Here is a 26,157-nt window from a genome sequence, read left to right as displayed (position 1 = left end):
AGAGGTGAGACGAATTGCGGGCGGTAGTACAGCGGGTGACCCGGGGAAGGGTAACCGTTGACGGTCGGGAAACAGGAGCTATTGGTTGTGGCCTGCTCATTTATTTAGGGGTAGGACGGGAAGACCGGGAGGAAGATGTTGAGTACCTGGCGGATAAAATAGCCAACTTACGGATTTTTCCTGATCGGGAAGGAAAGATGAACCTTTCCCTGCTGGAGGTAGGGGGGGAAGCGCTGGTGGTATCCCAGTTTACCCTTTACGGGGACTGCCGGAAGGGACGGCGTCCCAATTTTACGGCAGCCGCGTCCCCGGATGAAGCTTCGCGGTTATATGACCTTTTTGTGGAAGCTTTGAGCGCTAGAGGGATAAAAACAGCCACCGGTCTTTTTCAGGCCTATATGCTGGTGGAGAGCATTAACGACGGCCCGGTTACCATGTTATTGGATAGCAAAAAGATTTTTTAAAGAGCAAGGGAGGTTTAAGCATGTTTCTCAAAACTCTGGTTGTAGGGGCTATCGCCACCAATTGCTACATCGTAGGCTGTGAGAAAACTAAAGAAGCAGCCGTAATCGATCCCGGCAGTGACGCCGCTGCTATTTTACGGGAGGCGGAACAGGCAGGTTATGCAATCAAAAAGATAATCAATACCCATGGACATGTCGATCATATTGGAGCCAACAAAGCTATAAAGGATGCCACCGGGGCTACCCTGCTTATCCACCGCGATGACGCTGGATTTCTTTCTGATGCAGCCAAGAATCTTTCGACTTTTACAGGTATGCGGATTACCGGGCCGAAAGCTGATGAGATTATTTCGGAAGGAGATATTATTGAAATTGGTTCTACCGTAAAGCTGGAAGTTTTGCATACTCCGGGCCACACCCCCGGCAGCATATGCCTAAAAGGTGATAATTTTATCTTTACCGGAGATACCCTTTTTGCCGGTTCCGTAGGGAGAACGGATTTACCGGGAGGATCATATTCAACATTGATTAATTCCATTCGAGATAAGCTGCTTCTTCTCGATGATGACTTCACGGTCTACCCCGGACACGGGCCCAGTTCCACCATTGGTTATGAGCGGGTCAACAACCCGTTCCTTAAGTAAGAGACGGGCATTAAAACTTCACGGTAGAGGATGGCTGTTCCGTGATAATATGGGTTAAAGTTCCGCGATCCGACTACCTTAAAACGGTCGAAGATGTAATACGTCTCTTTTTTCCAACGGTTAATCTCCGCTTGGGGGAAGCGGCTTTTTATAGCTCAACGGAAGAAGCAACTCTCCGTCTGGAAGTCACAGGGCGAGCGGCAGTTACCGTTCGCGGCACTTTTTACTGGAAAGACCAGGCGACGGATCAGGTAATAACAGAGACGCTGGAAGGCGACCGGGAAAATGAACTGAGGCGACTACTCCGCCTGGTGGTGCGCAAGCTTCTGGAAAAGGTTACGGGAAAATACCCGGGTCCCTGGGGAATTTTGACGGGGACCCGGCCGGTCAAGATTGTCAACCGGTTGCTGGACCAGGGATTGTCTGGGAAGAAAGTCGTGGACCGGCTTACCAACCAATATGCTGTACGTAGGGATAAGGCAGAACTGCTCCTGGAAGTAGCCCGGAGGCAGCGCCTTTTCTTTTTGCCGGGACGAGAAGCCGCCCGAACTGTTAGTGTGTATATAGGTATACCTTTTTGTCCCACCCGTTGTCTATACTGTTCCTTTCCCGCCTACTCCCTGGAACGACATAAGTCTGTAGTGGATGTTTATCTAAATGCCCTGGCGGAGGAAATTAAAGCGGTAGGACGGGCCGTAAAGGAGCAGGGGATGCGGGTTCAGAGTATTTATGTAGGGGGAGGAACGCCTACCAGTCTTACGGAAAGCCAATTGGAAAGAGTTTTGCTTTTGGTTGAGCAAAACTTTGTCAGCGGTCAGACCCTCGAATTTACGGTGGAAGGAGGACGTCCTGATACTCTCAGTCGAAAAAAGCTGGAGCTTTGTAAAAGATACGGGGTTAATCGCATCAGCGTTAATCCCCAGAGTATGAACGACAAGACCCTGGAAGTCATAGGGCGGGCCCATAGTGCGGAAGAAGTAAAAGAGGCAGTTTACCTGGTGCGGGAGCTGGATTTTCCCGTTCTCAACATGGATATAATAATTGGCCTGCCGGGGGAGACGGCAGAGGATGTTGCTCGTACTTTGGAAAACATATCGGGAATGAAGCCTGAAAACCTTACCGTGCATACTATGGCCGTTAAGCGGGCTTCTTACCTAAACCGTCAGCGGGAGTTTTACGAATTGCCTGATGAAAAAGAAGTTACTAAAATGCTTGCGTTTACCAAGCATTATGCCCGCGAGATGGGTATGCATCCTTACTATCTCTACCGGCAAAAGCGCATTCTGGCCAATCTGGAAAACGTGGGATATTCTTTGCCGGGGAAAGAAAGCATCTACAACATTCAGATGATGGAGGAACGCCAGGTTATCCTAGGGTTGGGAGCCGGAGCGGCTTCCAAATACGTTGACTGGCGTGACTATTCTCTTGTGCCCGGCTACAACCCTAAAGATCCCGTTGTTTATGCCTCCAGAATAAATGAATTGATTCAGCAAAAAATTGACAAAATAAGGGCTATTGGATACAATGTATCATAGCTTGTACCGGGAATTATCTCTCGTCTGGTGCAGATTGACGGTTATGGCGAGAGGTTAATTTTTTATGCGGAGGGTTTTTTATGCTGACGACACGCCCGAGGGGGACCAACGACATACTGCCGGACGAGGCGATTAAGTGGCAATACCTGGAAAAAATCATCCGGGAAATTTGTGAACAGTACGGGTATGAGGAGATTCGTACCCCTATTTTTGAACATACGGAGCTTTTTTACCGGGGAGTAGGGGAAACTACCGACATAGTGGAGAAAGAAATGTACACGTTTACTGACCGAAGTGATCGCAGTCTAACCCTGCGCCCTGAAGGAACGGCTCCGGTAGTTCGGGCTTTTTTGGAGCATAAGCTTTATTCAGGACCTCAACCCACGAAACTCTATTATGTCGGTCCCATGTTTCGCTACGGAAGGCCCCAGGCAGGCCGGTTTCGCCAGTTTCACCAGTTTGGGATTGAGGTTTTCGGTTCGAGAGACCCTGCCGTAGACGCCGAAGTCATTGGGCTAGCCATGGATTTTTACGAGCGGTTGGGCCTGCGGGATCTAGAACTTAACATCAACAGTGTAGGATGTCCCCAATGTCGGCCCCGGCATCGTTTGGAACTGCAGGGTTATCTGAAACCTCACGCGGAAAAGCTATGTCCCACCTGCCGTAACCGCTTTGAAAGAAATCCCCTGCGGATTTTTGATTGCAAAAATACCGGTTGCCAGGAGTTGGTGGAACAGGCTCCTACCATAACTGGTTCTTTATGTAATGAATGTAACGAGCATTTTCAGCGCGTGAAGAAATATCTGGATACGATAGGAGTTCAGTATGTAGTAAATGAAAAGATGGTTAGGGGATTGGATTATTATACCAATACTGCTTTTGAAATTATAGCTAAAGGCATTGGCGCCCAAAGCTCTATAGGCGGTGGGGGACGTTATGACGGGCTGGTAGAGGCTTGTGGCGGTCCCTCGATACCAGGTATTGGTTTTGGCCTGGGACTGGAAAGGATACTTTTAGCTATGGAGCAGCAAGGTGTTCAAGTGCCAAAAGAGGAAGAGGCAAAGGTTTTTGTTGCCGTTCTAGGTGAAAAGGCTAAGGAGACGGGGTTGCGCCTGGCGTTTAAACTACGCAAGAAAGGTGTGGCGGCCGAAATCGATTATTTAGACCGCAGCCTTAAAGCTCAGATGAAAGCGGCCGACCGTTACGGTGCCCGGTTTACCGTTATCATTGGGGAACAGGAACTGGAGCAAAATAAAGCTGTAGTTCGCAATATGATAACCGGAGAACAAGAAGAAGCCGCTTTGGAGGCAGTGGAAGAGCTGCTGTTAAAACGCCTGAATTAAAAAGTATAAGTTAAAAGATAAAAATACCTGTTTTAAAAAAAGTAGCCACGATAGTAACTTCCGGGGAGGATGAGGAAATGGTAGAAACAATGAGAGGTCTAAAAAGGACCCATAACTGTGGAGAATTACGAGCCAATCACGCGGGCCAGGAAGTTATTTTGATGGGATGGGTTCATAAACGCCGGGATCACGGGGGACTTATTTTTATCGATTTGCGAGACCGTTCCGGTTTGGTTCAGGTGGTGTTTAGCCCGGAAGTAGATAAAACTTCTTTTGTTAAAGCGCAGAGAGTTAGGGGAGAATACGTATTGGCCGTACGAGGAACGGTACGTATTAGGCCCGAAGGTACGGTGAATGAAAACCTGGCTACCGGCGAAATAGAGGTTTATGCTGAGGAACTGCGAATATTAAATTCGGCCAAAACACCACCTTTTTACATTGAAGAAAATGTGGAAGTTGACGAAACAGTTCGTTTGAAATACCGATATCTGGACTTGAGAAGACCCGATATGCAGCAAGTCTTAATACTGAGGCACAGGGTTACCAAAGCCATCCGGGATTTTCTTTCGGAACGGGGTTTTCTTGAAATAGAGACTCCTATGTTGACCAAAAGTACTCCGGAAGGTGCGCGGGATTACCTTGTTCCCAGTCGGGTTCATCCCGGCGAATTCTTTGCCTTACCCCAGTCACCGCAGATCTTTAAACAGATACTTATGGTGGCAGGTATGGAAAAGTACTTTCAAATTGTCCGGTGTTTCAGGGACGAAGACCTTAGAGCGGACCGGCAGCCGGAGTTTACCCAACTGGATATGGAAATGTCCTTTGTAGACCGGGAAGACATTCTTTCCCTTACGGAAGAACTTATGGCTTATGTTTTCTGGGAAACCCTGGGTATAAAGCTGGAAATACCGTTCCCGCGGCTTACCTACCAGGAAGCTATGGAACGTTTTGGCTCTGATAAGCCGGATGTTCGTTTCGGCTTAGAACTGACGGACGTATCGGATTTGATGCAGGATGTGGAGTTTAAAGTTTTTGCCGATGTCATCAGAAAAGGTGGACAGGTCAAAGGAATTAACGCTAAAGGTTGTGCTTCTTATTCTCGCAAAGATATTGACGACCTTACCAAATTTGTAGCCGTTTATGGAGCTAAAGGGCTGGCATGGATGGCCATACGGGAAGACGGAATCAAGTCGCCCATCGCGAAGTTTTTCAAGGAGGAACAACTGGTTGCTATCCGGGAGCGCATGGCCGGCGAGCCAGGAGATCTTTTGCTTTTTGTGGCCGACCGGCCGGCGGTAGTAGCTGACGCTTTGGGCCACCTGCGATTGGAATTAGCAAAAAGGCTTCAACTGGTTGATCCAGAAGAGCTGAAGTTTGTATGGGTGATTGATTTTCCCCTGCTGGAATATGACGAAAAAGAAAAACGCTATGTAGCTATCCACCATCCTTTTACCTCCCCGGTGGAGGAAGATGTGGAGAGACTGGAAGCAGAGCCGGAAAAAATTAGAGCTCAAGCTTACGACTTGGTTTTGAATGGAACAGAATTGGGTGGAGGCAGTATAAGGATTCACCGGCGGGATATTCAAGAAAGACTGTTCCGCGTGTTAGGCCTCTCGGAAGAGGAAGTTCATGAGAAATTTGGTTTTATGCTGGAAGCATTTGAGTACGGGACGCCGCCTCACGGGGGCATAGCCTTCGGTCTAGACCGATTGGTTATGCTGATGGCCCGCAAGGAAAGTATTAGGGATGTAATTGCTTTTCCCAAAACTCAAAGTGCTACGGATTTAATGACTCAGGCCCCATCCCCGGTGTCACCGCGACAGCTTAAAGAACTACACATCAAGTTAGATGTAGTAGCAAAAAAATAGAAACTAAAACGTATATTTTTCTTTCGTAGAATTTATAATAAAAGATGACCTCCTGGAGGGATTTTGAACTTGCAAAGATTTTAGGTTTGTGATACCATAAGGGCAGGAAAAATGAAAAGACGACGCCCTGCAATGCCCGTGAACGGCTGTAGTTTTGAGCCAACACAAACACATGGGGAGCCCGGACTCTGGGTGTGGCTAGTATGCCCTAAACAGGGACACTAAAAGCATCCAGGAGGGCACCCACCTGCGGAGCGCGGGTTCAAAAAACTACAGCGGAATCACGGCATGTGTGGGGTGGTTTGAATTAGGCTGTGCAGCTCGGGCTGGCAGCTTTTAATTTTTGTGTGTGAAGTTAGTTTAGCCACCTGTCAAGGTGGCTTTTAAAATAGAGCGTATATTTTACTATATTTTTCAATGAGTATCTTGTCAAAAAAGAGGAAATGATATATAATACCCCATAAGGGTATCGTTAAAAAGGGAGGTCAAAGGATGGCGTCCTATGCAGAATCTAAAGAAGAATTATTGAAGCGATTGCGAAAAATTGAAGGTCAGGTAAAAGGTATTCAACGGATGATTGAAGAAGATAAGTACTGTGTCGATATTTTAATTCAGATTGCAGCAGTGCGGGCGGCGATAAATAAAGTTGGTACCATTATTTTTGAACATCATACTCGAGGTTGTCTTAAGTCGGCCATCCAGAACAATAATCTGGATGAGATGATTGAAGAATTAATTAATGTCCTGATTAAGTTCACCAAGTAGAGGATAGCTCTCCCGGGAATGAAATTAGTTTACCGGGGGAATGGTAAAGATGCTATTAAATTAGCAAACCAGAGAAAGGGGAGATTTTTGATGGCAGGTAACCAAGTTCTTTCTCTTACGGATGCAAACTTTAAAAGTGAGGTTTTACAGGCTGACCAACCGGTTATGGTTGACTTCTGGGCCGCCTGGTGCGGACCATGTCGCATGATTGCTCCGGTGGTGGAACAAATAGCTGATGATTATGCAGGCAGACTCAAGGTAGGTAAACTGAATGTGGATGAAAACGGTGCTACAGCAGCCGAATATGGTATCATGAGTATTCCGACATTACTGTTCTTCAAGAACGGTGAAGTAGTTGAGCGGGTAGTGGGATATAAAACCAAGGAAGAACTGAGCCAGGTAGTAGAAAAAGTTTTGGGCTAAAAGGTGGCAGGGCCACCTTTTTTTATCATTCCGCCTGAAGAAGGTGGTAAAATTGAATCTCTTTGATTACGGTCGGGAAAAATTTATGATGAGCCAAGCCCCCTTGGCGTTGCGCATGCGACCCCGTACCCTAGAGGAATTTGTGGGACAGCAAGATATTGTAGGCCCAGGAAGAATGTTGCGCCGGGCTATAGAAGCAGATCAACTTTCGTCTTTAATATTTTATGGACCTCCTGGTTGCGGGAAAACAGCTCTTGCTCAGGTGATTGCCAAAACCAGTGCTGCCCGTTTTATTCAAGTTAATGCGGTTACGGCGGGAGTCAAGGAACTGAGACAGATAATAGATGAGGCGCGAGAACAACTGGGTATGTATCAGCGCAAAACTATCGTTTTCATCGATGAAATTCACCGTTTTAATAAGGCGCAACAGGATGCTTTGCTCCCTTCGGTGGAAGAAGGTATCATTATCTTGATCGGTGCCACTACCGAAAACCCTTATTTTGAGGTCAATAAAGCGCTGCTGTCCCGTTCCCGGGTATTTGAATTCAAGCCTTTAAAGGATGAGGAAATTGCTTTATTACTCCGACGGGCTATGGAGGATAAAAAGCGGGGATTGGGTTCCTACCGCTTTGAAGTAGATCCGGATGCTTTTAAACACCTGGTACACATGGCGGCAGGAGATGCTCGAATTGCCCTTAACGCCCTGGAGTTGGCAGTTTTGACTACTCCTCCGGGCGATGACGGGGTGCGACGTATTACCCTGCAAGTCGCCGAGGACTGTATTCAGAAGCGGGCGGTGCGTTATGACCGGGCCGGGGACGAACACTATGATGTGGTCTCGGCTTTTATCAAGAGTCTTCGGGGTTCAGACCCGGATGCAGCCGTTCACTGGCTGGCCCGCATGATTTACGCGGGGGAAGATCCCCGGTTTATAGCTCGGCGTATGATAATTCTGGCGGCAGAGGATATTGGGTTGGCCGATCCCATGGCTTTAGTAGTGGCCAACGCCGCCGCCCAGGCCGTAGAATATGTAGGCATGCCGGAGGCACGGCTGCCGCTGACTGAGGCTGCTTTATATTTAGCCTGCGCGCCTAAATCTAATGCCGTAATAAAAGCTATAGACAGAGCTTTAGACGACCTGGCCAAAAAGCCGGTGGGCGAAGTTCCTGTTCATCTTAGAGATGCTCATTACAAGGGAGCAGCAGAGCTGGGCCGTGGTCGCGGGTATAAGTACCCCCATGATTATCCGGGAAATTACGTGGAGCAGCAGTACCTGCCGGACGAATTAAAAGGGGTCACTTACTATCACCCTTCTTCCAATGGCCGCGAAGCTGAATACAGAGAGCGTTTGATGTATAAAAAAGAAGAAAAACACAAAAAATTAAATAAAACATAGTTGATAGCTCGGTTTTAAAATTGACATTTTTGAAAGGGTTTGATAAGCTATTAATACCGACAATTTTACTTGGATTTGAGAGGTGAATTTGGTGAAGCTGTCCACCAAAGGAGAATACGGGCTCAGGGCTATGTTTGATTTAGCTATGCGGTATGGGGAAGGGCCTATCTCTTTGAAAAGTATAGCTGAAAGACAGGACATTTCTGAGCACTACTTGGAACAACTGGCCGCAGGGCTGCGTAAGGCCGGTTTGGTAAAAAGTGTCCGAGGTGCCCAAGGAGGATATATACTGGCGAGGGAACCGGATGAAATTACCGTGGGGGAGATTATACGGGTCTTGGAAGGACCTATTGCTCCTATGGACTGTGTCAGTGAAGAAGCGACAGAAACTTGCGAACGAGCTGAAACCTGTGTTACCCGGGGTATTTGGGAAAAGGTTAAGGAGAAGGTATCGGAAGTGCTGGATTCCATAACACTAGCCGATATGTGTCGGGAAGCAGATAAAATTAAGAGCAAGAACGACTATTACATGTATTATATTTAAAATACTCGAAAAGGAAGGGAATGTTAATGAGAAGAGTATATCTTGATCATAGCGCAACTACTCCTGTCGATCCCGAAGTTGCAGAACTAATGGTCAAATACCTTACCGACACTTTTGGCAACCCTTCCAGTGTTCATAGTTTCGGGAGGGAAGCTAAAAAAGGTTTGGAGGAAGCTCGGGAAAAGGTAGCCGCCCTCATGGGGGCCCGGCCGGACGAGATAGTTTTTACCAGCGGCGGTACGGAAGCAGATAATCTGGCCATCATGGGTACGGCATTCGCCAACCGAAATAAGGGCAACCATATCATTACCTCGGCCATAGAGCACCATGCGGTGCTGGATACCTGTGAAAACTTAAAGAAACACGGCTTTGAGGTTACGTTTCTGCCGGTTGATGCGGATGGACTGGTGAAGGTGGAAGATGTAGCAGAGGCGATAACCGATAAGACCATCCTTATAACTATTATGCATGCCAACAACGAGGTTGGAACCATTCAGCCTATTGAGGAAATTGGCCGTTTGGCTCAAGAGAAAGGAATTATATTTCACACCGATGCCGTACAGACTTATGGGAGAATCCCGGTGAACGTTGATAAACTTAATGTAAATCTTCTATCTGCTTCTTCCCATAAGATTTACGGGCCTAAAGGGGTAGGTTGCCTTTATATTCGCAAAGGCACCCGTATTCAGCCGATTGCTTTTGGTGGTGGGCAGGAGAGAAAACGCCGCCCGGGGACGGAAAACATGCCCGGCATTGTAGGATTTGGCAAGGCGGCAGAATTGGCTGGGAAGCGCATGCAGGAGGAGATGGAACGGCTCACTAAACTGCGGGATAAGCTTATCGACGGTGTTTTAAATCGAATTGATGATGTTCAACTGAACGGTCACCGTACTAAACGTCTACCGGGACACGTTAATTTCAGTTTTCACTACATAGAAGGCGAATCATTGTTGCTCAGTCTGGACATGAAGGGGATTGCGGCTTCCAGCGGTTCAGCCTGCACTTCCGGTTCTCTAGATCCTTCCCATGTTCTCTTAGCTATGGGAATTCCGCATGAAATTGCCCACGGCTCTGTACGGATGACTCTGGGCAAAGATAATACGGAAGAAGACATAGACTATGTATTGGAAGTGCTGCCGGGTATTGTGGAACGGCTGCGCTCCATGTCTCCACTTTATCAGAGAAAAGAAGCCTGTAAGCATAAGGAGTGTTATCAAAATGTATAGTGAAAAAGTGATGGACCATTTTACCAATCCTCGCAATGTAGGCGAGATTGAAAATGCCGACGGAATTGGGGAAGTAGGGAATCCTGTTTGTGGAGATATTATGAGGATTTATATAAAGGTAGAGGACGGAGTTATTAAAGATATAAAGTTTAAGACGTTTGGCTGTGGTGCTGCCATTGCCACCAGCAGTATGGTAACTGAGATGGTAAAAGGCAAAACTATCGAAGAAGCGTTGAAGGTTACCAATAAGTCGGTGGCAGAAGCTCTGGATGGCCTGCCGCCGCAGAAGATGCATTGTTCCAACTTGGCGGCAGATGCCTTGCATAAGGCCATTGAAGATTATCAGAAAAAGAAAAAAGCAAGTTAAACTAGAACGAACGGGATTAGCCAAGAGGTGGAAAAGTGGGAAGAGGGAAAAAAGTATTAGTAGCTATGAGCGGCGGTGTTGACAGTTCCATCGCCGCTGCTTTATTAAAACAGGAAGGATATGAAGTCGTCGGAGCAACCATGCAGATTTGGCCCGCGGATGCTCCTCACCCAGAGATCGAAGGGGCTTGTTGTTCTTTAGCGGCGGTGGAGGATGCCCGGCGCGTGGCCCACAAACTGGATATTCCTTTTTATGTGCTCAATTTTCGGGACTACTTTGAAGAGAAGGTAATTAATTATTTTGTTGATGAATACCTGGCAGGGCGTACACCCAATCCTTGTATTGCCTGTAACCAGTATGTAAAATTCAAGGCACTGTTGGAAAGGGCTCTAGCATTAGGTTTCGATTTCATTGCTACCGGTCATTACGCCCAAATTGTTTTTGATTCCCAACGGCGGCGTTACTTGTTGAAAAGGGCGCGCGATCGGCGAAAGGACCAGAGTTATGTATTATATGGTTTTACTCAAGAACAACTGAGCCGGACTCTTCTACCCCTCGGGAACTACACCAAGAAGGAAGTTCGCCGTATGGCGGAAGAAATGAATCTGCCGGTGGCTAACAAGCCTGAAAGCCAGGAAATATGCTTTGTCATAGATAATGACTACCGTAAGTTTTTGCGTGAGAAAGCGGGAGAAAAAATTGAACCGGGACCAATATTGGATACCAAAGGAAACTTATTGGGGCAGCACGAGGGGATCCCTTTTTACACCGTTGGCCAGAGGCGGGGTTTGGGGCTTGCCCTGGGAAAACCGGTTTATGTGGTTGCCATAGACCCTGCCGCCAACGCGGTGGTGGTTGGAGAGGAAGGAGAATTATTTAGCACGGGGTTGCTGAGTGAAGAAAACAATTTTATCATGATACCCGAGTTGACCGAACCTATGGAGGTTACTGTCAAAATTCGTTACCGGGCACCGGAGGTTAAAGCTACTATTATACCCTGGGAAAAGGAAAAGGTAAGAGTGGAGTTTCTGGAACCCCAGAGAGCAGTTACGCCGGGACAGGCGGCAGTGTACTATCAGGGCGATTTGGTTGTAGGCGGGGGGACAATTGCGGAAACTTTGCCTGAGAAGAAACGGGTAACAGAAAATTAAATTTTCTCTTCGCGGGAAAGGAGGTAAAACTTTTCCCAACGGTTATATATCCTGCCGGGCGGATGAATCTGTATTTGAATAGAAATCTTGTTCAAAGGACACCTCTCAAGGAAACATATTTAACTTTGGGGTTCTTTTTTTTTCCTTTAAGGGAAATTTGCTGTTATTTTTTTGAAATGTTTCTTATAATTTTTTTCGGTAACAATTCTAAAAAATTAGACAGTCAATTAATCGGGTAATTTGTCAAAATATTTAAAAAAATTTATTGGGGGTTTTAGTATGGTATTAGCAGCGGAGAAAATTAATAATGGTTTTCCGTGGTACCGGACTTTTGATTCTCTCAATCATGCGGTAGTAATAATCGACCGGAAAGCCCGTATTGTTGTGTTTAACCGATTGGCGGAGCGAATTTTCAATTGTAGTTCTTTCGAAGCTATAGGAAGGCCGGTTAAAGAAATCATTCCCAAGACTGACTTGCCGAAAGTAATCGAAACCGGGCAACCCCAATTTGGGCGTAAATTCAAGCATAAAGATAAAGTATATGTTTGTAATCGCATGCCTATTCTGGAGGAAGGATCAGTAATTGGAGCCATCTGTATGGCTCAAGATATTACCGAAATGGAATCTATTGCCGAGGAGCTCCAAGCGATTAAGGAACTAAAGGGGACATTAGAGACTATCCTGGATTTGGCTTACGAAGGTATGGTGGTAGTTAACCGGGAAGGCAGGATAACTATGCTTAACCAGGCTTTTGCAACTTTACTGGGGGTTACCCCGGAGGAAACCATAGGAAAACCAATAGATCAAGTTGTCCCCAATCTCCGTCTTCCGGTAGTTCTGGAGACGGGAAAAGGGGAAATAGGCGATATAGAAAGAATCGGAGATCGGGATGCAGTAACCATGGAGGTGCCTATTGTGAAGGACGGGCAAGTTGTAGGGGCTGTTGCTAAAATAATGTTTCGGGATGTGGAAGAGTTAAATGCTCTGGCCCAGAGAGTCAACGCCTTGTGTGCTGAACTGGATTATTATAAAGGCGAGGTTGAACGCTACCGGGACAGCAAGTATAGTTTAGACAAAATAATCGGAAATAGTGGCGCTATACGAAAATTAAAGGAGACGGTGAAGAAAGTTGCTCAAACAAATTCTACGGTTTTAATTATGGGAGAAACCGGCACGGGTAAAGAACTTTTCGCTCACGCCTTGCACCGGGAAAGCAGTCGTCGTCACGGACCTTTTATTAAGGTTAATTGTGCAGCAATACCTGAAAACCTTCTAGAGTCTGAACTTTTTGGATATCGGGAAGGAGCTTTCACTGGTGCCCGTAAAGGGGGGCAGATCGGGAAATTTGAGCTGGCCGACGGAGGTACTATATTCCTGGATGAGATTGGAGACATGCCTTTATCTTTGCAGGCCAAATTGCTGAGGGTACTTCAGGATAAAGAAATTGAACGTCTGGGAGATGCAAAGCCCCGCAAGGTAAATGTAAGAATAATAGCCGCAACTCATCAAGATTTGAAAGAGCGAATTGGTCGGGGAGAATTCAGAGAGGATCTTTTTTATCGACTAAATGTGGTAAGTCTAAATATTCCCCCGCTAAGAGAAAGAAAAGAAGATTTGCGCCTGCTGGTTAACCATTTTGTGGAAAAATACAATTGTGAATTTGGGATGAGGGTAACCGGTATTTCTTCCGATGCTTACCGGCTATTATTAAATTATCACTGGCCCGGGAACGTAAGGGAGCTGGAAAACGTGATAGAAAGGTGTTTCAACGTGGTCGAAGGTTCTACAATTCTTCCGGAGCACCTGCCCATGTATCTGCAACAATTCGGGCGGTCTCGCCGGTTGGTGAAGAAAAAGTGTACTTTGAAATCTCTGCTGGATCAGGCCGAAGAAGGAGCTATACGGGAAGCTCTGGAAGCTACCAAAGGCAATAAAATTCAAGCGGCAGGGCTTCTAGGTATTTCGCGAGCATCTCTTTACCAAAAGATCCGGAAATACGGGTTGGATCGACTGTATTAGTAACTAAACGTGAAATTGATGCATAAAGTTTTAGACTGGCGAGGGGGCTTTGCAACTTTAGACAGGTAAAAGAACAAGCCAACTGTCCAAAAATGTAACATGTCTAAAATCTTAGAAGGGATTGATAAACATTCACAACCTACAGTATCCAGAGAAGCTAGAGAACAATTGTGTAAAGATATTAGACACAGCTTGCGGCCTTCCGCTATGGTTTTCCTTAGAAATAGCAAGGATTCTAAAAAGCTAGTGTATTGGTATCAGTTTTGCACCTTACTACCTGTATGAAAGGTGTGGTACTGGGGAGGGATACAGTGAGAATTTTGGATCAAGGCCGCGGTTCTATCTTCTCACCTATCACTCCGGAGGACTTTCGCCGGCACATGCGTTCCAAAGCCCAGAAGGCCCATACGGATAAACGGATGGATCTTAAGACGGCCATTGCCGAATTTGTTAAGCCTGGAAATTATTTGTCTATTGGCGGTTTTAGCTTTGTGCGTTTGCCGATGGCTTTCCTGTGGGAAGTTTTGCGGCAGGGCTATGTATTTAAGATGGCGGGAGGTTCCCGGAGTCTGGATTTTAATATGTTACTGGACAATAATATGGTCGAGGCAGTTGATGCCAGCTACATACTGGGCATGGAAACTCTTGGTATTCCCTATCATGCCCGTAGATTGGCGGAAAGAAAAGAAATTCGAGGCGAACTAAAGATATGCGAGTGGTCTAACGGAACTATGGCCTGGCGTCACAAAGCGGCGGCCATGGGGGTTCCCTTCCTACCGGTTAAGAGTTTGTTGGGAAGTGACACTTTTAAATACAGTGGGGCGAAAAAGGTAAAGTGTCCGTTTACTGGAGAAGAGGTGGCGTTAGTTCCTGCCCTCTACTCGGACGTGGCAGTTATTCATGTCCATAAGGCAGACATGTACGGTAATTGCCAGATTTATGGTATGCTGGGTGACGATATTGAAAAAGCTAAATCGGCCAGGCATGTAATTATAACCACGGAAAAAATTGTGGATGCCGAAGAATTCAGACGGGGGCCTTCTCCTGTTATTACTCAGTTTTATGTGGACGCGGTGGTGGAGGTTCCCTACGGAGCATATCCTACCAATATGCCCGGTCTCTACTACTTGGATTTGGAACATTTAAAAGAATATCTAGCAGCGTCCAAGGATCCTCACGGTAAAAAAATTCGAGCGTATTATCAAAAATATTTTTTTAACCCTATCAGTTTTCAGAATTTTCTTGATTTAAACGGAGGCATGGCCACCCTGGAACGACTGCGAAAACTTGAACAATTACACAATGGAGGCGAGAATACGGATGGTTTCCTGTAACCGGAGAGAGCTGCTGGCGGTAGTGGCCTCCCGCTACCTGGAAGATAATCACATAGTGTTTGCCGGTACAGGGCTGCCTTTATTGGCGGTAATGCTTGCCAAGCGTCTGCGGGCTCCCAATTTAACTTTAGTTTTTGAAGCGGGTGGAATTGCTCCCGCCCTTCCCATGCTGCCCCTTTCGGTGGGAGACTCCCGTACCACCTATCGAGCTATCCGGACGGCAAGCATGTCCGAAGTTATGGAGATGGCGCAACAGGGATTGATTACTTATGCTCTCCTGTCGGCTGCTCAAATAGATGTTTACGGTAATGTGAATTCTACTATTCTGGGGCGGAGTTACATTCAGCCGGAACTGCGGTTGCCCGGAAGCGGCGGTGCTAATGAAATGATGTCTTTATGTTGGAAAAGTTGGATAATCATGGAACACGATCGTAAGCGATTTGTCGACAGGGTTGATTTCATTTCTTCTCCCGGTTATTTAAGAGGCCCGGGCTGGCGCGAGAAGGCAGGATTGCCCGCTGAAACCGGTCCTGAACTGGTGTTTACGGACCTTGGAATCTTCGACTTTGAACCTGAAAGCAAACGCATGCGCCTGAGGGCGACTATGCCTGGAGTAACCGTGGAGAAAATAATGGATCAAACAGGATTTTCACTAATCATACCGGTTAGCTTACGGGAAGAGCCTCCACCTGCCGAGGAAGAATTACGAGTGCTCCGGGAAGAGGTTGACCCTTGGAGGGTGCTGCTGGAACCAGACAATTTTCTCTCAAGGGTGAAAAAAAAGGTTCAGGGGGGAGAAACATGGGTCTGTTGAGATTAGAGAATATTCACCTGTATTTTGGTGGAGTTGCCGCTTTATCGGGAATAAGTTTAGAAGTCCACCCGGGGCAGATATTTGCCATCATTGGGCCTAACGGGGCAGGTAAAACCAGTTTATTGAACTGTATTAGCGGTTTATATCGACCCAGTCGTGGCGCCATCTTTTTCGAAGACAGAGATATAACCCACCTTCCTCCGCATAAAAGAGCGGCCCTTGGAATTGCCCGGAGCTTTCAGAACATAGAGCTGTTCAAACACATGACCGTGTTGGATAATTTGATGTTGGGCCGGCATGTTCACATGCGTACGGGGCTTTTCAGCGGTGGACTATATTGGGGTAGAGCTCAAAAGGAAGAAATTGAAAATCGCTGGGTGGTGGAAGAAATTATCGACTTTCTGGAAATAGAAAATATCCGGTACAAACCTGTCGGAACTCTTTCCTACGGATTGCAGAAGCGGGTGGAACTGGGAAGAGCTCTGGCCATGAATCCCAAGCTTTTGCTGCTAGATGAACCCATGGCCGGTATGAATGTGGAAGAAAAAGAAGACATGGCCCGATTTATCCTTGACATCTCGGAAGAGCGGGAAACGACCATAATTCTTATAGAGCACGATATGGGCGTAGTCATGGATATTTCCGACTGGGTGACTGTGTTGGATTTTGGACGCAAAATTGGTGAGGGTACTCCGGAGGAAGTGCAGAGAAATCCCAAGGTGATTGAAGCCTACTTGGGGGAAGCTGCCGGATAAAGCAAGCATCTACGAGGAGGGAGAGGGAAAAGATGTCCGCAGATACGTTGCCCAAGCTTTTGGTGGCCAAGGCGAAGCGTTTCGGCGACAAAAAGGTAGCTTTAAGAGAAAAAGATTTTGGAATTTGGCAGGAGGTTACTTGGGAGGAATACTTGCAGAAAGTGAAGCATTTTGCTTTAGGCCTAATGAGCCTGGGTTTTCAGAGGGGCGATAAGGTGGCCATCATAGGGGATAACCGACCGGAATGGATTTACTCCGAACTGGCCGCTCAATCGGCCGGTGGAGTTTCGGTGGGAATATACCAGGATTCCCTGGCCAAAGAGGTAAGCTACATCATTGACCATTCCGACGCCCGGTTTGTGGTGGTAGAAGACCAGGAGCAGGTTGATAAAATCCTGGAAATTAAAGATGCCATCCCTAAAGTCCAGCGGGTAGTGTATTATGAGCCGAAAGGCCTGCGGAATTATAATGATCCTCTTTTGATGGAATTTACGGAAATGCTGGAATTAGGAAAGAAATTTGAAGCTAAACATCCCCAACTGTTTGAAGAACAGGTGGCTGCCGGTCGCGAAGAGGATGTAGCCATCATTTCCTATACTTCCGGTACTACCGGTTTTCCCAAGGGAGCAATGCTGACCCACGGTAATCTGTTGAGCATGGCCAGGAATTTGATAGCAGTAGATCCGCTAACCGAGAAGGATGAATATGTATCTTTCCTTCCTCTAGCCTGGATTGGCGAACAGATGATGAGTCTGTCTTCGGCTCTGACTGTAGGTTTTACGGTGAACTTTCCTGAGGAACCGGAAACAGTACAGGAAAATCTTAGAGAGATCGGACCCCATGTAATGTTTTCTCCCCCTAGAATTTGGGAAGATATGGTATCCAAGGTACAGGTCAAAATAGAAGATTCCACCTTTCTGAAGAAATTCTTATACCGGCTTTTTCTTCCCGCAGGTTACAAAATGGCCGATCACAAGTTTCAGAAGACTACCCCTTCGCTTTTAGACCGATTCTTATACGTTCTGGGAGATTTTCTGGTCTTTAGTGCCATCAAGGATCACCTGGGTCTGCTTCGGTTAAAGCGGGCTTATACGGGGGGAGCCGCATTGGGGCCGGATGTTTTTAGGTTTTTCCATGCCCTTGGAGTCAATCTCAAACAAATTTACGGGCAGACGGAGATTTCCGGTATTTCGGTAGTACACCGGGATGACGATATTAAGTTCCACACAGTCGGCAAACCAATTCCACAAACGGAAGTTAAAATAGCCGAGAACGGTGAAATTCTTTCCCGCAGTCCCAGTGTATTCAAGGGTTACTACAAGAATCCGCAGGCTACGGCGGAAGCCTTAGCCGGGGGTTGGTTGCACTCGGGGGATGCCGGTTACATCGATGAAAATGGCCATTTGGTGGTAATCGACCGACAAAAAGATGTTATCCGGCTGGCGGACGGAACGATTTTTTCTCCTCAGTATATTGAAAACAAGCTTAAGTTTAGCATGTACATTAAAGAGGCAGTAATAGTGGGCAAGGATAAGCCGTATGTGGTGGCCATGATTAACCTAGATGCGGGCAACGTCGGAAAATGGGCGGAAAACCATCAGATAGCCTATACCACCTATATAGACCTTTCGCAGAAGCAGGAAGTCCTTGAATTAATCCGGCAAGAAGTGGAACGGGTGAACAGTGAACTGCCGAAAGCTGCCAGAATTCACAAGTTCGTAGTATTACATAAGGAGTTAGACGCTGATGACGAAGAATTAACTCGGACCAAAAAAGTCCGGCGGGGCTACATTGCCGAGAAATACAAAGAACTTATTGAAGCCTTATACGGGGAGGGGCAGGAGTTTAAGGTAAAAGGAAAGATACGATACCGCGACGGGCGGGAAGCTTTGGTGGAGACGGCCTTGAAAATCATGTATATGCAAACGGAGGTGGCGTAGTGAACTTCTTTCTGCAATTATTGGTCAGCGGGCTGGTAGTAGGTGCGGTGTACGCGCTGGTAGCTCTAGGTTTTGTGTTGATTTTTAAAGCCAGCGACGTGATAAATTTGGCTCAGGGGGAGCTCCTGTTAGTAGGAGCTTACGTAAGCCTTGCCTTGATGGCGTCCTACAAACTGCCCTTTATTGCTGCGTTAGTACTCACCATCCTATTTGCCGTACTGCTGGGGATGGCAATTGAAAGAGTTGTCCTGCGGCATTTCATTGGCGAACCTATCATATCTGTTATTATGGTGACTATCGGCCTTTCCAGTGTCATGCGTGGTGTAATCCAGATGATATGGGGAACGGAAACCAGAACTTTTCCCCCGCTTTTTCCTCAGGAGCCGGTATATTTTGGTCCGGTAGTAGTTTCCCAGGTCTATCTCTGGTCATTGGGCATTGCTCTTGTCCTGCTGGTGCTGTTTACCCTTTTCTTCAAATATTCTTCTATGGGAATAGCTATGCGAGCTACGGCTGATGACCAGCAGGCGGCTCTTTCTATGGGCATAAGTGTGAAGGTTATTTTTGCCACAGCCTGGGCCATTGCAGCGGTGGTCTCCGGTATTGGCGGTATCTTGCTGGGAAATATCAATGGCATCAATTCTTCTCTCGCTCATATCGGATTGAAGGTATTGCCGGTGGCTATTCTGGGAGGACTGGACAGCATCCCTGGAGCGATTATAGGTGGTTTTATCATCGGTGTACTGGAGAGTCTGGCCGGCGGTTACCTGGATCCGGTCTTCGGGGGAGGGGTCAAAGAGGTAGCTCCCTTTGTGGTGCTGGTATTCATTCTGATGATAAAACCGTATGGTCTCTTTGGAAAAGAAGAGATAGAAAGGGTGTAAAACGGTGCAGATAAGGAATCCCTTTGTAATGAATTGTGGCGTTTTTACCACCAGTTACCGCCAGGATATGGCCTTTCATTTTACTCCTTTGGCCCACCTGCGGGTAATGATTATAGTAGCCTTACTGTTCCTGTTTCCCTTTATGGTAAATGAATATGTGGTCAGTGTTGCCAACCTGGTGGGAATTGCGGTCATTGGAGCCTTAGGCTTGAATATTCTTACCGGTTTTACCGGGCAGATTTCCATTGGGCATGGTGCCTTTCTAGGAGTTGGTGCTTACACTTCGGCTATCCTTACCACTAAGTTGGGCCTTTCCTTCTGGATTGCTCTACCTTTAGCCGGCATTGTAACTGCTCTCGTAGGTTCTATCTTCGGTATACCGTCGCTTCGTTTAAAGGGGCTGTATTTAGCTATTGCCACCCTGGCAGCGCAGGTTATTATTGAATTTACCATCATCCACTGGACATCTCTCACCAACGGTACTCGAGGCATGATCCTTCCGGCTCCTCAACTGGCTGGATATTCACTAGATTCAGACCGCAGTTATTACTTTCTGATTTTGGTCTTGGCCCTGCTGGCTACCGTGTTCGCCTTCAATCTTTTCCGCACCAGGCCGGGAAGAGCTTTTGTAGCCATCCGGGACCGGGATATTGCGGCCGAAGTCATAGGTATAGATCTTTTTAAATATAAAATAATGGCTTTTGCCCTCAGCTCTTTTTATGCCGGAATAGCCGGCAGTCTCTGGGCCCACTACCTTACCATAATCAGTCCGGAGCATTTTACCATCAGCGTTTCCATTGAGTATTTGGCCATGATTATCATCGGTGGTTTGGGCAGTGTGATGGGTTCTATCTACGGAGCTCTCTTCATGACCCTGTTGCCGGTCCTGTTACGAACTTTGGCTGAAGCTTTAAGCAGTATTTTCCCGGACATCGAAAGCGTTTTCTTGGGATTAAGAGAGGCAGTTTTCGGCGCCACCATTATCCTGTTTCTGATTTTTGAACCGGAAGGCATAGCCAAGATATGGAAAAATATTAAAGACTATTTTCACCTGTGGCCGTTTTCCTACTGAAGCGGTTTCGACTGCAGCCTTCCAGACTGGTAATAAGAGAGGAGGGATAGCTTAGAGATAAAGAGACAACGGGTGTAAGAAGCTCATTAAAGAAAATGAGTACAAAAGGGAGGAATGTTGGAAGTGAAAATTAAAATCAAAAAGTTAATGTGGTTGACTTTGGCTATTACTTTGACCTTGCTGCTAGTGGTAGGCTGCGGATCCCAGGCCCCTAAGGAAACGCCGGAGAAGAAGTCCGGGGAAGAAGCGGCGCCGCCGGAACAGAAAGAACCTATCAAATTAGGAGCCATTTTTGACATTACCGGTGCCACTGGCGATGTTGGAGCTCCTTACGCGGATGGTGCTAAAAACTATATCGCCTATTTGAATAGCCAGGGAGGCATTAACGGTAGGAAGATTGAATTGATTGATATTGATTACGCTTATAAAATCCCGCAGGCCATAGAAGCTTACAATAAATTGGTCAAACAGCATAAAGTGGTTGCCATCTTGGGTTGGGGTACGGGAGACACGGAAGCTCTGGTAGAAAAGATCAGACAGGATAAGATTCCCTATATTTCCGGTTCGTATTCGGAAAACCTGTTGGAGATTGAGACCCATCCTTATAATTTCCTGGTCGCACCCTCCTATTCAGATCAGATACGCTTTGTCCTGCAATGGATTAAAGACAACTGGACCGATACCAGTCGCAATCCGAAGGTTGCCTTCATCTACAACGATACCGGTTTTGGCCGCTCACCCATTGAAGACGGTCGGGAATTTGCCCAGAAAATCGGTGTAGACCTGGTAGATGAAGAGATTGTCGACCTTAAGGCTTTGGATGCCACTTCTCAGTTGCTCAATATGAAGAAGACGGAGCCGGACTTTGCCATCCTTCAGGAAACTTCCAATGCAACAGCCACCGTCCTCAAAGACGCCAAAAAGTTAGGTTTAACCACTCAGTTCATCGGTCTTAACTGGGCTGCCGATGAGAAAGTCGTTGAACTGGCGGGAAATGCAGCCGAGGGTTATATAGGGGTTATTCCCTTTGCCTTCCCCTATGAGGATTTGCCGGCCATTCAGGAGATTAAGAACTGGGTTGAGTCGAACGGCGGTAACTGGGCGGAGAAAAACCAAAAGTTTATCCAGGGATGGGTTTCCGCCGCCGTTATGGCTGAAGGTATGAAGAGAGCCGGGGATGATATAACGGGAGAAGGTATCCAAAAAGGTTTGGAAAGCATTAAAAACTTTGACTTAGGCGGTCTGGCCTCTCCCGTATCCTTTAGTGCGGAAAGCCATCGGGGAGCTTTGAAGGCACGACTCTACCAGGTGAAAGATGGTAAGTTTGTGCCGTTGACCGACTGGATGAGTTTACCGGAAAGGTAAAGGAAACGGGAAAGGGTTCCTCGATAATGAGGAACCCTTCTTCCCCGTAAAAAGGGGGGATAAGATGCTGGCTTTGAACAATGTGGAAGTTATGTACGACCGGGTCATCCTGGTACTGAAAGGAATGTCCTTGTCCGTACCTGAGGGAAAAATAGTCGCTTTGCTGGGAAGTAATGGAGCCGGGAAAACTACCACCCTTAAAGCCATTTCCGGTTTGTTGAAAGCAGAAAACGGAGAGGTAACCGACGGAACCATTGAATTTATGGGCCAGTCCATAACCAACATGGAAGCGGAGAGGATTGTAAAAGCCGGTATATTCCAGGTTATGGAAGGCAGGAGAGTTTTTGAACACCTGACGGTGGAGGAAAACCTTTTGGCCGGTGCTTTTACCCGGCGGGATCGGAAAAATGTTAAGCGAGATCTGCAGATGGTGTATCACTATTTCCCCAAGCTGGCCCAATTGCGGAACAGGACCGCCGGTTATTTGAGTGGTGGCGAACAGCAAATGCTGGCTATTGGCAGAGCGTTGATGGCTCGACCTAAAATGATGTTGTTAGATGAGCCATCCTTGGGACTGGCTCCTTTACTGGTACAGGAGATATTTGAGATCATTGCCCGTATTAATCGGGAAGAGGGAACTACTATTCTCTTGGTGGAGCAAAACGCCAACCTAGCTCTTTCTATAGCCCATTACGGGTACATTATGGAAAACGGCAAAATTGTTCTGGAGGGACCGGTGGAGAAATTGAAGAGTAATGAAGATGTGCGAGAATTTTATCTGGGTCTTACCGAAGTAGGGAAAAAGAAAAGTTACCGGAACGTTAAACACTATAAACGAAGAAAGAGGTGGCTGTGATGGTCACGGTGACCCAACTGAGAGAATTTATTCGTTATGCCTGGGAACGAGCCCCGGCTGTTCGGGCGCAATTAAATTCCGTAGGGATGACACCGGAAGATTTTAAGAATTTGGATGATCTCGTTAAAATCCCTGTTCTTCCCAAGAAGAAGCTCATGGAACTACAGCGAGATCATCCTCCTTTCGGGGGGTGGAATGCAGTTTCGGTAGGAGAGATGCAGCGAATTTTTACTTCTCCTGGACCTATTTACGATCCCCAGGGAGCAGGCGAAGATTTTTGGCGCTGGGCGCCGGCCCTGCGGGAAGCTGGTTTCGGCCCAGGAGATTTGGTATTAAATACTTTTTCCTACCATTTAACTCCCGCCGGATTTATGTTTGATAGTGCCCTGCGTTCCCTGGAATGTGTTGTTATACCGGCTGGAGTCGGTAATGTGGAAATACAGGTGGAAATGATGAAAAGTTTAGGGGCTACCGGCTTTACCGGTGTTCCCAGCTTCCTGATGGCTTTAATTAAAAAGGCGGAAGAAAAAGGGTACCAGTTTAGAGAGGAATTCAACCTTAGAAAAGCTTTTGTCACCGCAGAAAAGCTTCCAGAAACTATGAGAACACACTTGGCGCAAGATTACGGAATAGAAGTTTTTCAGGGTTATGGGACGGCAGACGCTGGTTGTATCGCCTATGAATGTACAGAACGAAAGGGCATGCATGTAGGAAAGGAGGTAGTAGTAGAAATTGTAAACCCGGATACCGGCGACCCGGTACCTCCCGGGGAGACGGGAGAAGTAGTAGTTACTTTGCTGAACAAAACCTATCCGTTGGTCCGCTTTGGCACCGGTGACCTAGCCTCCCTGTTGACGGGGTCATGTCCCTGCGGGAAAGAGACACCGCGTTTATCGGGTATTTTTGGGAGGGTAGATGAAGCGGTAAAAGTACGCGGGTTATTTGTGCATGCCCAGCAAATAAAAAAGATATTTGATGATTTTCCCGAAATAAAAAGGTATCAAGGAAGGGTGAACCGTTCCGGATACCGGGATGAACTTGAATTATGGGTAGAACCGGCGCAAACAGACACCTTCAATTCTGGCCTGGTAGCCCGTATAAAGGATAGAGCTCGGGAGATCCTGCGTCTGAGAGTTTTGGTTCGACAGGTGGCTCCGGGAACGATTAAAGAAGAATCGGTACTTATCGACCGGAGGAAATGGGATTAGTTGCTATCATGCGCTGAAGCGCATGTTTTTTTTTACTTGTGGTAATAATATGAAAAACGAAAAACTGTTTATATATGGTGAGAAACGGGTGCTAAAAGGAAGACATCTATTGGGGTTACCGGTGGTTGCTATATCTGAAGGACGAAGACTGGGGATGGTTGGCGATTTACTTCTGGACCTACAACGACGTCGGCTATCGGCGCTTCTGTTGGAAAAAGGAGGGGGGTGGCGAGGCCCGGCATTAGTCCTTTTTCAAGAGGTTCACTCGGTAGGGCGAGACGCAGTTACTGTCAGCCAACCGGGGATGGTCAGAGAGTTGAAAAAAGAAGCTTGGTTGGAATCCTTGCCTTCCTCCAGCCTGCGTTGTTTAATTGGAAGGCGAATAATTAACGTTCAGGGTGATGAGGTAGGAACATTGGAAGACCTTTTTTTCCATATGCCGCAAGGAAAGTTTGCTGGATTAGAAGTTTCGGCAGGATTGATAGCCGACTTCTTATGGGGAAGAGATTTCTTAGAGGAAAATTTAGTTCAGGTGTTCGGCAATGAGGTGGTAGTAGTAAAAAAAAAAGGAAGGGTGGGAAAACCATGAAATGCCCTGTGTGCGGTAACCAAGAAGTAGGATGCATCGGTACGGAACGGTTTTATTGCTGGAACTGTTTTGTGGAGTATAATGCCAGGAACGAAGTTTTTCGAATCGAAGAAGACGGTTCTTTAACGGCATGTCATAATCAGCCTCATACTATTGGCAGTTCTGTGGAATAGTGAAATTGGAGGTGCGAGCGGTGTTTTTCCGTGGATTTTTCAACGGCTTTTTAACAGGAGGAATTATCGGGGCTCTGGCCAGTTATTTGTTTATACCGCAAAAGAAACTACAGGTTGACAAGAAAATGATGATGGGCAAGTCCCGGCGGTTGCAGAGAAGAGCCCGGCGGGTTATGAAAGAAGTGAGCGATGGGATCAATGAGTTGCTTAAGAAATAGTGAGGGTATCCTCACTTTATTTTTCTAAATTCAAGGATGAAGACTATGAAAATTTACCTTAGCACCCGGTTTAAGCGATTACTTTTCTTAACAGGATTGACTTTGGGGATCCTGTACTTTCTTTATCTAGTTCGCTCTATTCTGCCGCCCTTTATTGTAGCCGTAATTTTTGCCTATTTGCTCCACCCTCTGGTGGAAATTTGGGAGAGATATAGAATACCGAGGACGTGGGCCATTATTTTAACCTATCTAAAAGTTATCGCCGTAATTCTTATTCTCTCCTTCTATTTTTTCCCTAAAATTGTAAAAGAACTCAATACTTTTGCCGATGCGGTACCTGTCTATACCAAACAGGTCCAAGATTACCTGGGGAATTTATATCGGGGTTACCACAGGATCATTATTCCGGAAAGTATACGCCAGGTAATTGACGAAACTGTTAGAGGTATAGAAAGGCAAATGATTGCCGGAGTGCGGCAGGTGGCCCGGTCTATAGTTGGTATTTTTGCCCACGCAGTCAGTATAATTCTGGCTCCTGTGCTCAGTTTTTACCTTTTGAAAGACCTGGACACCATTAGCAAACGCTTTATAGCTTTGCTGCCTGTTCAATGGCGGTCAGATATTCTGTATCTGTTGACAGAAATTGATGCGGTACTTACCAAATTTATTCGAGGTCACCTCTTGGTAGCTACTATCGTCGGAGCATTAACCGCCTTGGGTTTGGCTATTTTAAAGATGGAATTTGCCCTCCTGCTGGGCATCGTGGCCGGCATAGCCGATCTCATTCCCTATTTTGGGCCGGTAATCGGAGCTGTGCCGGCGGTAGCCCTGGCTTTGCTCAAGTCCAAAGTACTGGCCCTCTATGTGGTAGTAGTCATGGTAGTAGTGCAACAACTGGAGTCCAATGTTATTTCCCCGAAAATTCTTGGTGCCAGTGTAGGACTGCATCCTCTGGTAGTAATTTTTGTTTTATTGGCCGGCGGACACCTTTATGGGGTATGGGGAATGCTGGCGGCGGTTCCTGTTGCTGCTGTAGTGAGGATTGTGGCCAACCATTTCTTCAGCCGTTTGATCAATATTCCATAGTTCAGTTGTCACCGAACCTTCCTTGACTTTTTGATTAAAGATTGACAAAATGTTTTTGTATTCAGTATAATGGAAAAAAATTTTAAGCTATCGGCAGTGAAGGAAACAAGTAAGCCCC

At 46.7% G+C, this 26,157-nt stretch carries 26 protein-coding genes and 1 other RNA gene; all 27 read left to right on the top strand.

Translation table 11 applies throughout. From position 1 onward, the window contains the following. Positions 1-14 precede the first annotated feature (14 nt). The 27 genes from dtd (at position 15) to KKC1_RS08090 (ending at position 26,039) form a co-directional block, all read left to right on the top strand. Entirely contained in the window at positions 15-464 is a 450-nt protein-coding gene (dtd, locus tag KKC1_RS08220) for a D-aminoacyl-tRNA deacylase (protein WP_088553986.1), read from the top strand. A gap of 20 nt (positions 465-484) precedes the next feature. Beyond that, positions 485-1,108, top strand: coding sequence for an MBL fold metallo-hydrolase (locus KKC1_RS08215; RefSeq protein WP_088553985.1), 624 nt, complete (start codon positions 485-487; stop codon positions 1,106-1,108). Between the two features lie 41 nt (positions 1,109-1,149). Beyond that, positions 1,150-2,643 (top strand): coproporphyrinogen dehydrogenase HemZ, encoded by a 1,494-nt coding sequence (gene hemZ, locus KKC1_RS08210; RefSeq protein WP_088553984.1) that lies wholly within the window; start codon positions 1,150-1,152, stop codon positions 2,641-2,643. A gap of 80 nt (positions 2,644-2,723) precedes the next feature. Next, a complete protein-coding gene (gene hisS, locus KKC1_RS08205) occupies positions 2,724-3,986 on the top strand; it encodes a histidine--tRNA ligase (protein ID WP_088553983.1) in 1,263 nt (420 codons plus the stop codon). Between the two features lie 77 nt (positions 3,987-4,063). Continuing rightward, a complete protein-coding gene (gene aspS, locus KKC1_RS08200; RefSeq protein ID WP_088553982.1) occupies positions 4,064-5,854 on the top strand; it encodes an aspartate--tRNA ligase in 1,791 nt (596 codons plus the stop codon). A gap of 121 nt (positions 5,855-5,975) precedes the next feature. After that, a non-coding RNA gene (ssrS, locus tag KKC1_RS08195) (6S RNA) lies at positions 5,976-6,157 on the top strand. Between the two features lie 189 nt (positions 6,158-6,346). Further along, positions 6,347-6,619: a metal-sensitive transcriptional regulator gene (locus tag KKC1_RS08190; protein WP_088553981.1), complete on the top strand. Its 273-nt coding sequence runs from the start codon at positions 6,347-6,349 to the stop codon at positions 6,617-6,619. Between the two features lie 90 nt (positions 6,620-6,709). Further along, the gene (gene trxA, locus KKC1_RS08185; protein ID WP_088554023.1) at positions 6,710-7,042 is read left to right on the top strand and encodes a thioredoxin; all 333 of its coding nucleotides are present in this window, start codon (positions 6,710-6,712) and stop codon (positions 7,040-7,042) included. 52 nt (positions 7,043-7,094) lie between these two features. Continuing rightward, positions 7,095-8,438, top strand: coding sequence for an AAA family ATPase (locus tag KKC1_RS08180; protein WP_088553980.1), 1,344 nt, complete (start codon positions 7,095-7,097; stop codon positions 8,436-8,438). Positions 8,439-8,529: 91 nt separating this feature from the next. Next, the gene (locus KKC1_RS08175; protein WP_088553979.1) at positions 8,530-8,982 is read left to right on the top strand and encodes an RrF2 family transcriptional regulator; all 453 of its coding nucleotides are present in this window, start codon (positions 8,530-8,532) and stop codon (positions 8,980-8,982) included. A gap of 26 nt (positions 8,983-9,008) precedes the next feature. After that, positions 9,009-10,208, top strand: a complete 1,200-nt coding sequence (gene nifS, locus KKC1_RS08170) for a cysteine desulfurase NifS (protein ID WP_088553978.1) — start codon at positions 9,009-9,011, stop codon at positions 10,206-10,208. Beyond that, the gene (gene nifU, locus KKC1_RS08165; protein ID WP_088553977.1) at positions 10,201-10,575 is read left to right on the top strand and encodes a Fe-S cluster assembly scaffold protein NifU; all 375 of its coding nucleotides are present in this window, start codon (positions 10,201-10,203) and stop codon (positions 10,573-10,575) included. Before nifS ends, nifU begins: the two co-directional genes overlap by 8 nt. A 35-nt stretch (positions 10,576-10,610) precedes the next feature. Further along, a complete protein-coding gene (mnmA, locus tag KKC1_RS08160; protein ID WP_088553976.1) occupies positions 10,611-11,726 on the top strand; it encodes a tRNA 2-thiouridine(34) synthase MnmA in 1,116 nt (371 codons plus the stop codon). A 279-nt stretch (positions 11,727-12,005) separates the two neighbouring features. Next, positions 12,006-13,745 (top strand): sigma-54 interaction domain-containing protein, encoded by a 1,740-nt coding sequence (locus tag KKC1_RS08155; RefSeq protein WP_088553975.1) that lies wholly within the window; start codon positions 12,006-12,008, stop codon positions 13,743-13,745. A 311-nt stretch (positions 13,746-14,056) separates the two neighbouring features. Next, positions 14,057-15,079, top strand: coding sequence for a CoA transferase subunit A (locus tag KKC1_RS08150; protein ID WP_192868145.1), 1,023 nt, complete (start codon positions 14,057-14,059; stop codon positions 15,077-15,079). Then, positions 15,066-15,893: a CoA-transferase subunit beta gene (locus KKC1_RS08145; protein WP_088553973.1), complete on the top strand. Its 828-nt coding sequence runs from the start codon at positions 15,066-15,068 to the stop codon at positions 15,891-15,893. Before KKC1_RS08150 ends, KKC1_RS08145 begins: the two co-directional genes overlap by 14 nt. Next, positions 15,881-16,648, top strand: coding sequence for an ABC transporter ATP-binding protein (locus KKC1_RS08140; protein ID WP_088553972.1), 768 nt, complete (start codon positions 15,881-15,883; stop codon positions 16,646-16,648). Before KKC1_RS08145 ends, KKC1_RS08140 begins: the two co-directional genes overlap by 13 nt. A gap of 32 nt (positions 16,649-16,680) precedes the next feature. Beyond that, entirely contained in the window at positions 16,681-18,588 is a 1,908-nt protein-coding gene (locus tag KKC1_RS08135; RefSeq protein ID WP_088553971.1) for a long-chain fatty acid--CoA ligase, read from the top strand. Continuing rightward, complete coding sequence (locus tag KKC1_RS08130) at positions 18,588-19,472, top strand: branched-chain amino acid ABC transporter permease (RefSeq protein WP_088553970.1); 885 nt, start codon at positions 18,588-18,590, stop codon at positions 19,470-19,472. The genes KKC1_RS08135 and KKC1_RS08130 overlap by 1 nt, the downstream gene beginning before the upstream one ends. Positions 19,473-19,482: 10 nt before the next feature. Next, positions 19,483-20,544, top strand: coding sequence for a branched-chain amino acid ABC transporter permease (locus tag KKC1_RS08125; RefSeq protein WP_088554022.1), 1,062 nt, complete (start codon positions 19,483-19,485; stop codon positions 20,542-20,544). A 135-nt stretch (positions 20,545-20,679) separates the two neighbouring features. Beyond that, on the top strand, positions 20,680-21,909 hold the full coding sequence (locus KKC1_RS08120) for an ABC transporter substrate-binding protein (protein ID WP_202820013.1): 1,230 nt from the start codon (positions 20,680-20,682) through the stop codon (positions 21,907-21,909). A gap of 64 nt (positions 21,910-21,973) precedes the next feature. Beyond that, entirely contained in the window at positions 21,974-22,765 is a 792-nt protein-coding gene (locus tag KKC1_RS08115) for an ABC transporter ATP-binding protein (RefSeq protein ID WP_088553969.1), read from the top strand. Continuing rightward, positions 22,765-23,973, top strand: coding sequence for a phenylacetate--CoA ligase family protein (locus tag KKC1_RS08110; protein WP_088553968.1), 1,209 nt, complete (start codon positions 22,765-22,767; stop codon positions 23,971-23,973). Before KKC1_RS08115 ends, KKC1_RS08110 begins: the two co-directional genes overlap by 1 nt. A 49-nt stretch (positions 23,974-24,022) precedes the next feature. Then, on the top strand, positions 24,023-24,562 hold the full coding sequence (locus KKC1_RS08105) for a PRC-barrel domain-containing protein (RefSeq protein WP_238134242.1): 540 nt from the start codon (positions 24,023-24,025) through the stop codon (positions 24,560-24,562). Then, complete coding sequence (locus tag KKC1_RS16265; protein ID WP_088553966.1) at positions 24,559-24,735, top strand: hypothetical protein; 177 nt, start codon at positions 24,559-24,561, stop codon at positions 24,733-24,735. Before KKC1_RS08105 ends, KKC1_RS16265 begins: the two co-directional genes overlap by 4 nt. Positions 24,736-24,755: 20 nt before the next feature. Then, positions 24,756-24,953, top strand: coding sequence for a YtxH domain-containing protein (locus tag KKC1_RS08095; RefSeq protein WP_088553965.1), 198 nt, complete (start codon positions 24,756-24,758; stop codon positions 24,951-24,953). Between the two features lie 45 nt (positions 24,954-24,998). Next, a complete protein-coding gene (locus KKC1_RS08090; protein WP_192868142.1) occupies positions 24,999-26,039 on the top strand; it encodes an AI-2E family transporter in 1,041 nt (346 codons plus the stop codon). Positions 26,040-26,157 lie beyond the last annotated feature (118 nt).

Origin of the sequence: Calderihabitans maritimus (assembly GCF_002207765.1) — a bacterium.
GTDB lineage: Bacteria > Bacillota > KKC1 > Calderihabitantales > Calderihabitantaceae > Calderihabitans > Calderihabitans maritimus.
Note: the sequence above shows the minus strand (reverse complement) of the source record. Positions and strands in the feature narration are given on the sequence as shown.

Coding starts and splice junctions, on each gene's coding strand:
- KKC1_RS08090 (WP_192868142.1), top strand. CDS start 24,999: ATGAAAATTTACCTTAGCACCCGGTTTAAGCGATTACTTTTCTTAACA.
- KKC1_RS08155 (WP_088553975.1), top strand. CDS start 12,006: ATGGTATTAGCAGCGGAGAAAATTAATAATGGTTTTCCGTGGTACCGG.
- trxA (WP_088554023.1), top strand. CDS start 6,710: ATGGCAGGTAACCAAGTTCTTTCTCTTACGGATGCAAACTTTAAAAGT.
- KKC1_RS08145 (WP_088553973.1), top strand. CDS start 15,066: ATGGTTTCCTGTAACCGGAGAGAGCTGCTGGCGGTAGTGGCCTCCCGC.
- KKC1_RS16265 (WP_088553966.1), top strand. CDS start 24,559: ATGAAATGCCCTGTGTGCGGTAACCAAGAAGTAGGATGCATCGGTACG.
- KKC1_RS08105 (WP_238134242.1), top strand. CDS start 24,023: ATGAAAAACGAAAAACTGTTTATATATGGTGAGAAACGGGTGCTAAAA.
- nifS (WP_088553978.1), top strand. CDS start 9,009: ATGAGAAGAGTATATCTTGATCATAGCGCAACTACTCCTGTCGATCCC.
- hisS (WP_088553983.1), top strand. CDS start 2,724: ATGCTGACGACACGCCCGAGGGGGACCAACGACATACTGCCGGACGAG.
- KKC1_RS08190 (WP_088553981.1), top strand. CDS start 6,347: ATGGCGTCCTATGCAGAATCTAAAGAAGAATTATTGAAGCGATTGCGA.
- KKC1_RS08135 (WP_088553971.1), top strand. CDS start 16,681: ATGTCCGCAGATACGTTGCCCAAGCTTTTGGTGGCCAAGGCGAAGCGT.
- KKC1_RS08110 (WP_088553968.1), top strand. CDS start 22,765: ATGGTCACGGTGACCCAACTGAGAGAATTTATTCGTTATGCCTGGGAA.
- KKC1_RS08140 (WP_088553972.1), top strand. CDS start 15,881: ATGGGTCTGTTGAGATTAGAGAATATTCACCTGTATTTTGGTGGAGTT.
- KKC1_RS08215 (WP_088553985.1), top strand. CDS start 485: ATGTTTCTCAAAACTCTGGTTGTAGGGGCTATCGCCACCAATTGCTAC.
- KKC1_RS08115 (WP_088553969.1), top strand. CDS start 21,974: ATGCTGGCTTTGAACAATGTGGAAGTTATGTACGACCGGGTCATCCTG.
- nifU (WP_088553977.1), top strand. CDS start 10,201: ATGTATAGTGAAAAAGTGATGGACCATTTTACCAATCCTCGCAATGTA.
- aspS (WP_088553982.1), top strand. CDS start 4,064: ATGGTAGAAACAATGAGAGGTCTAAAAAGGACCCATAACTGTGGAGAA.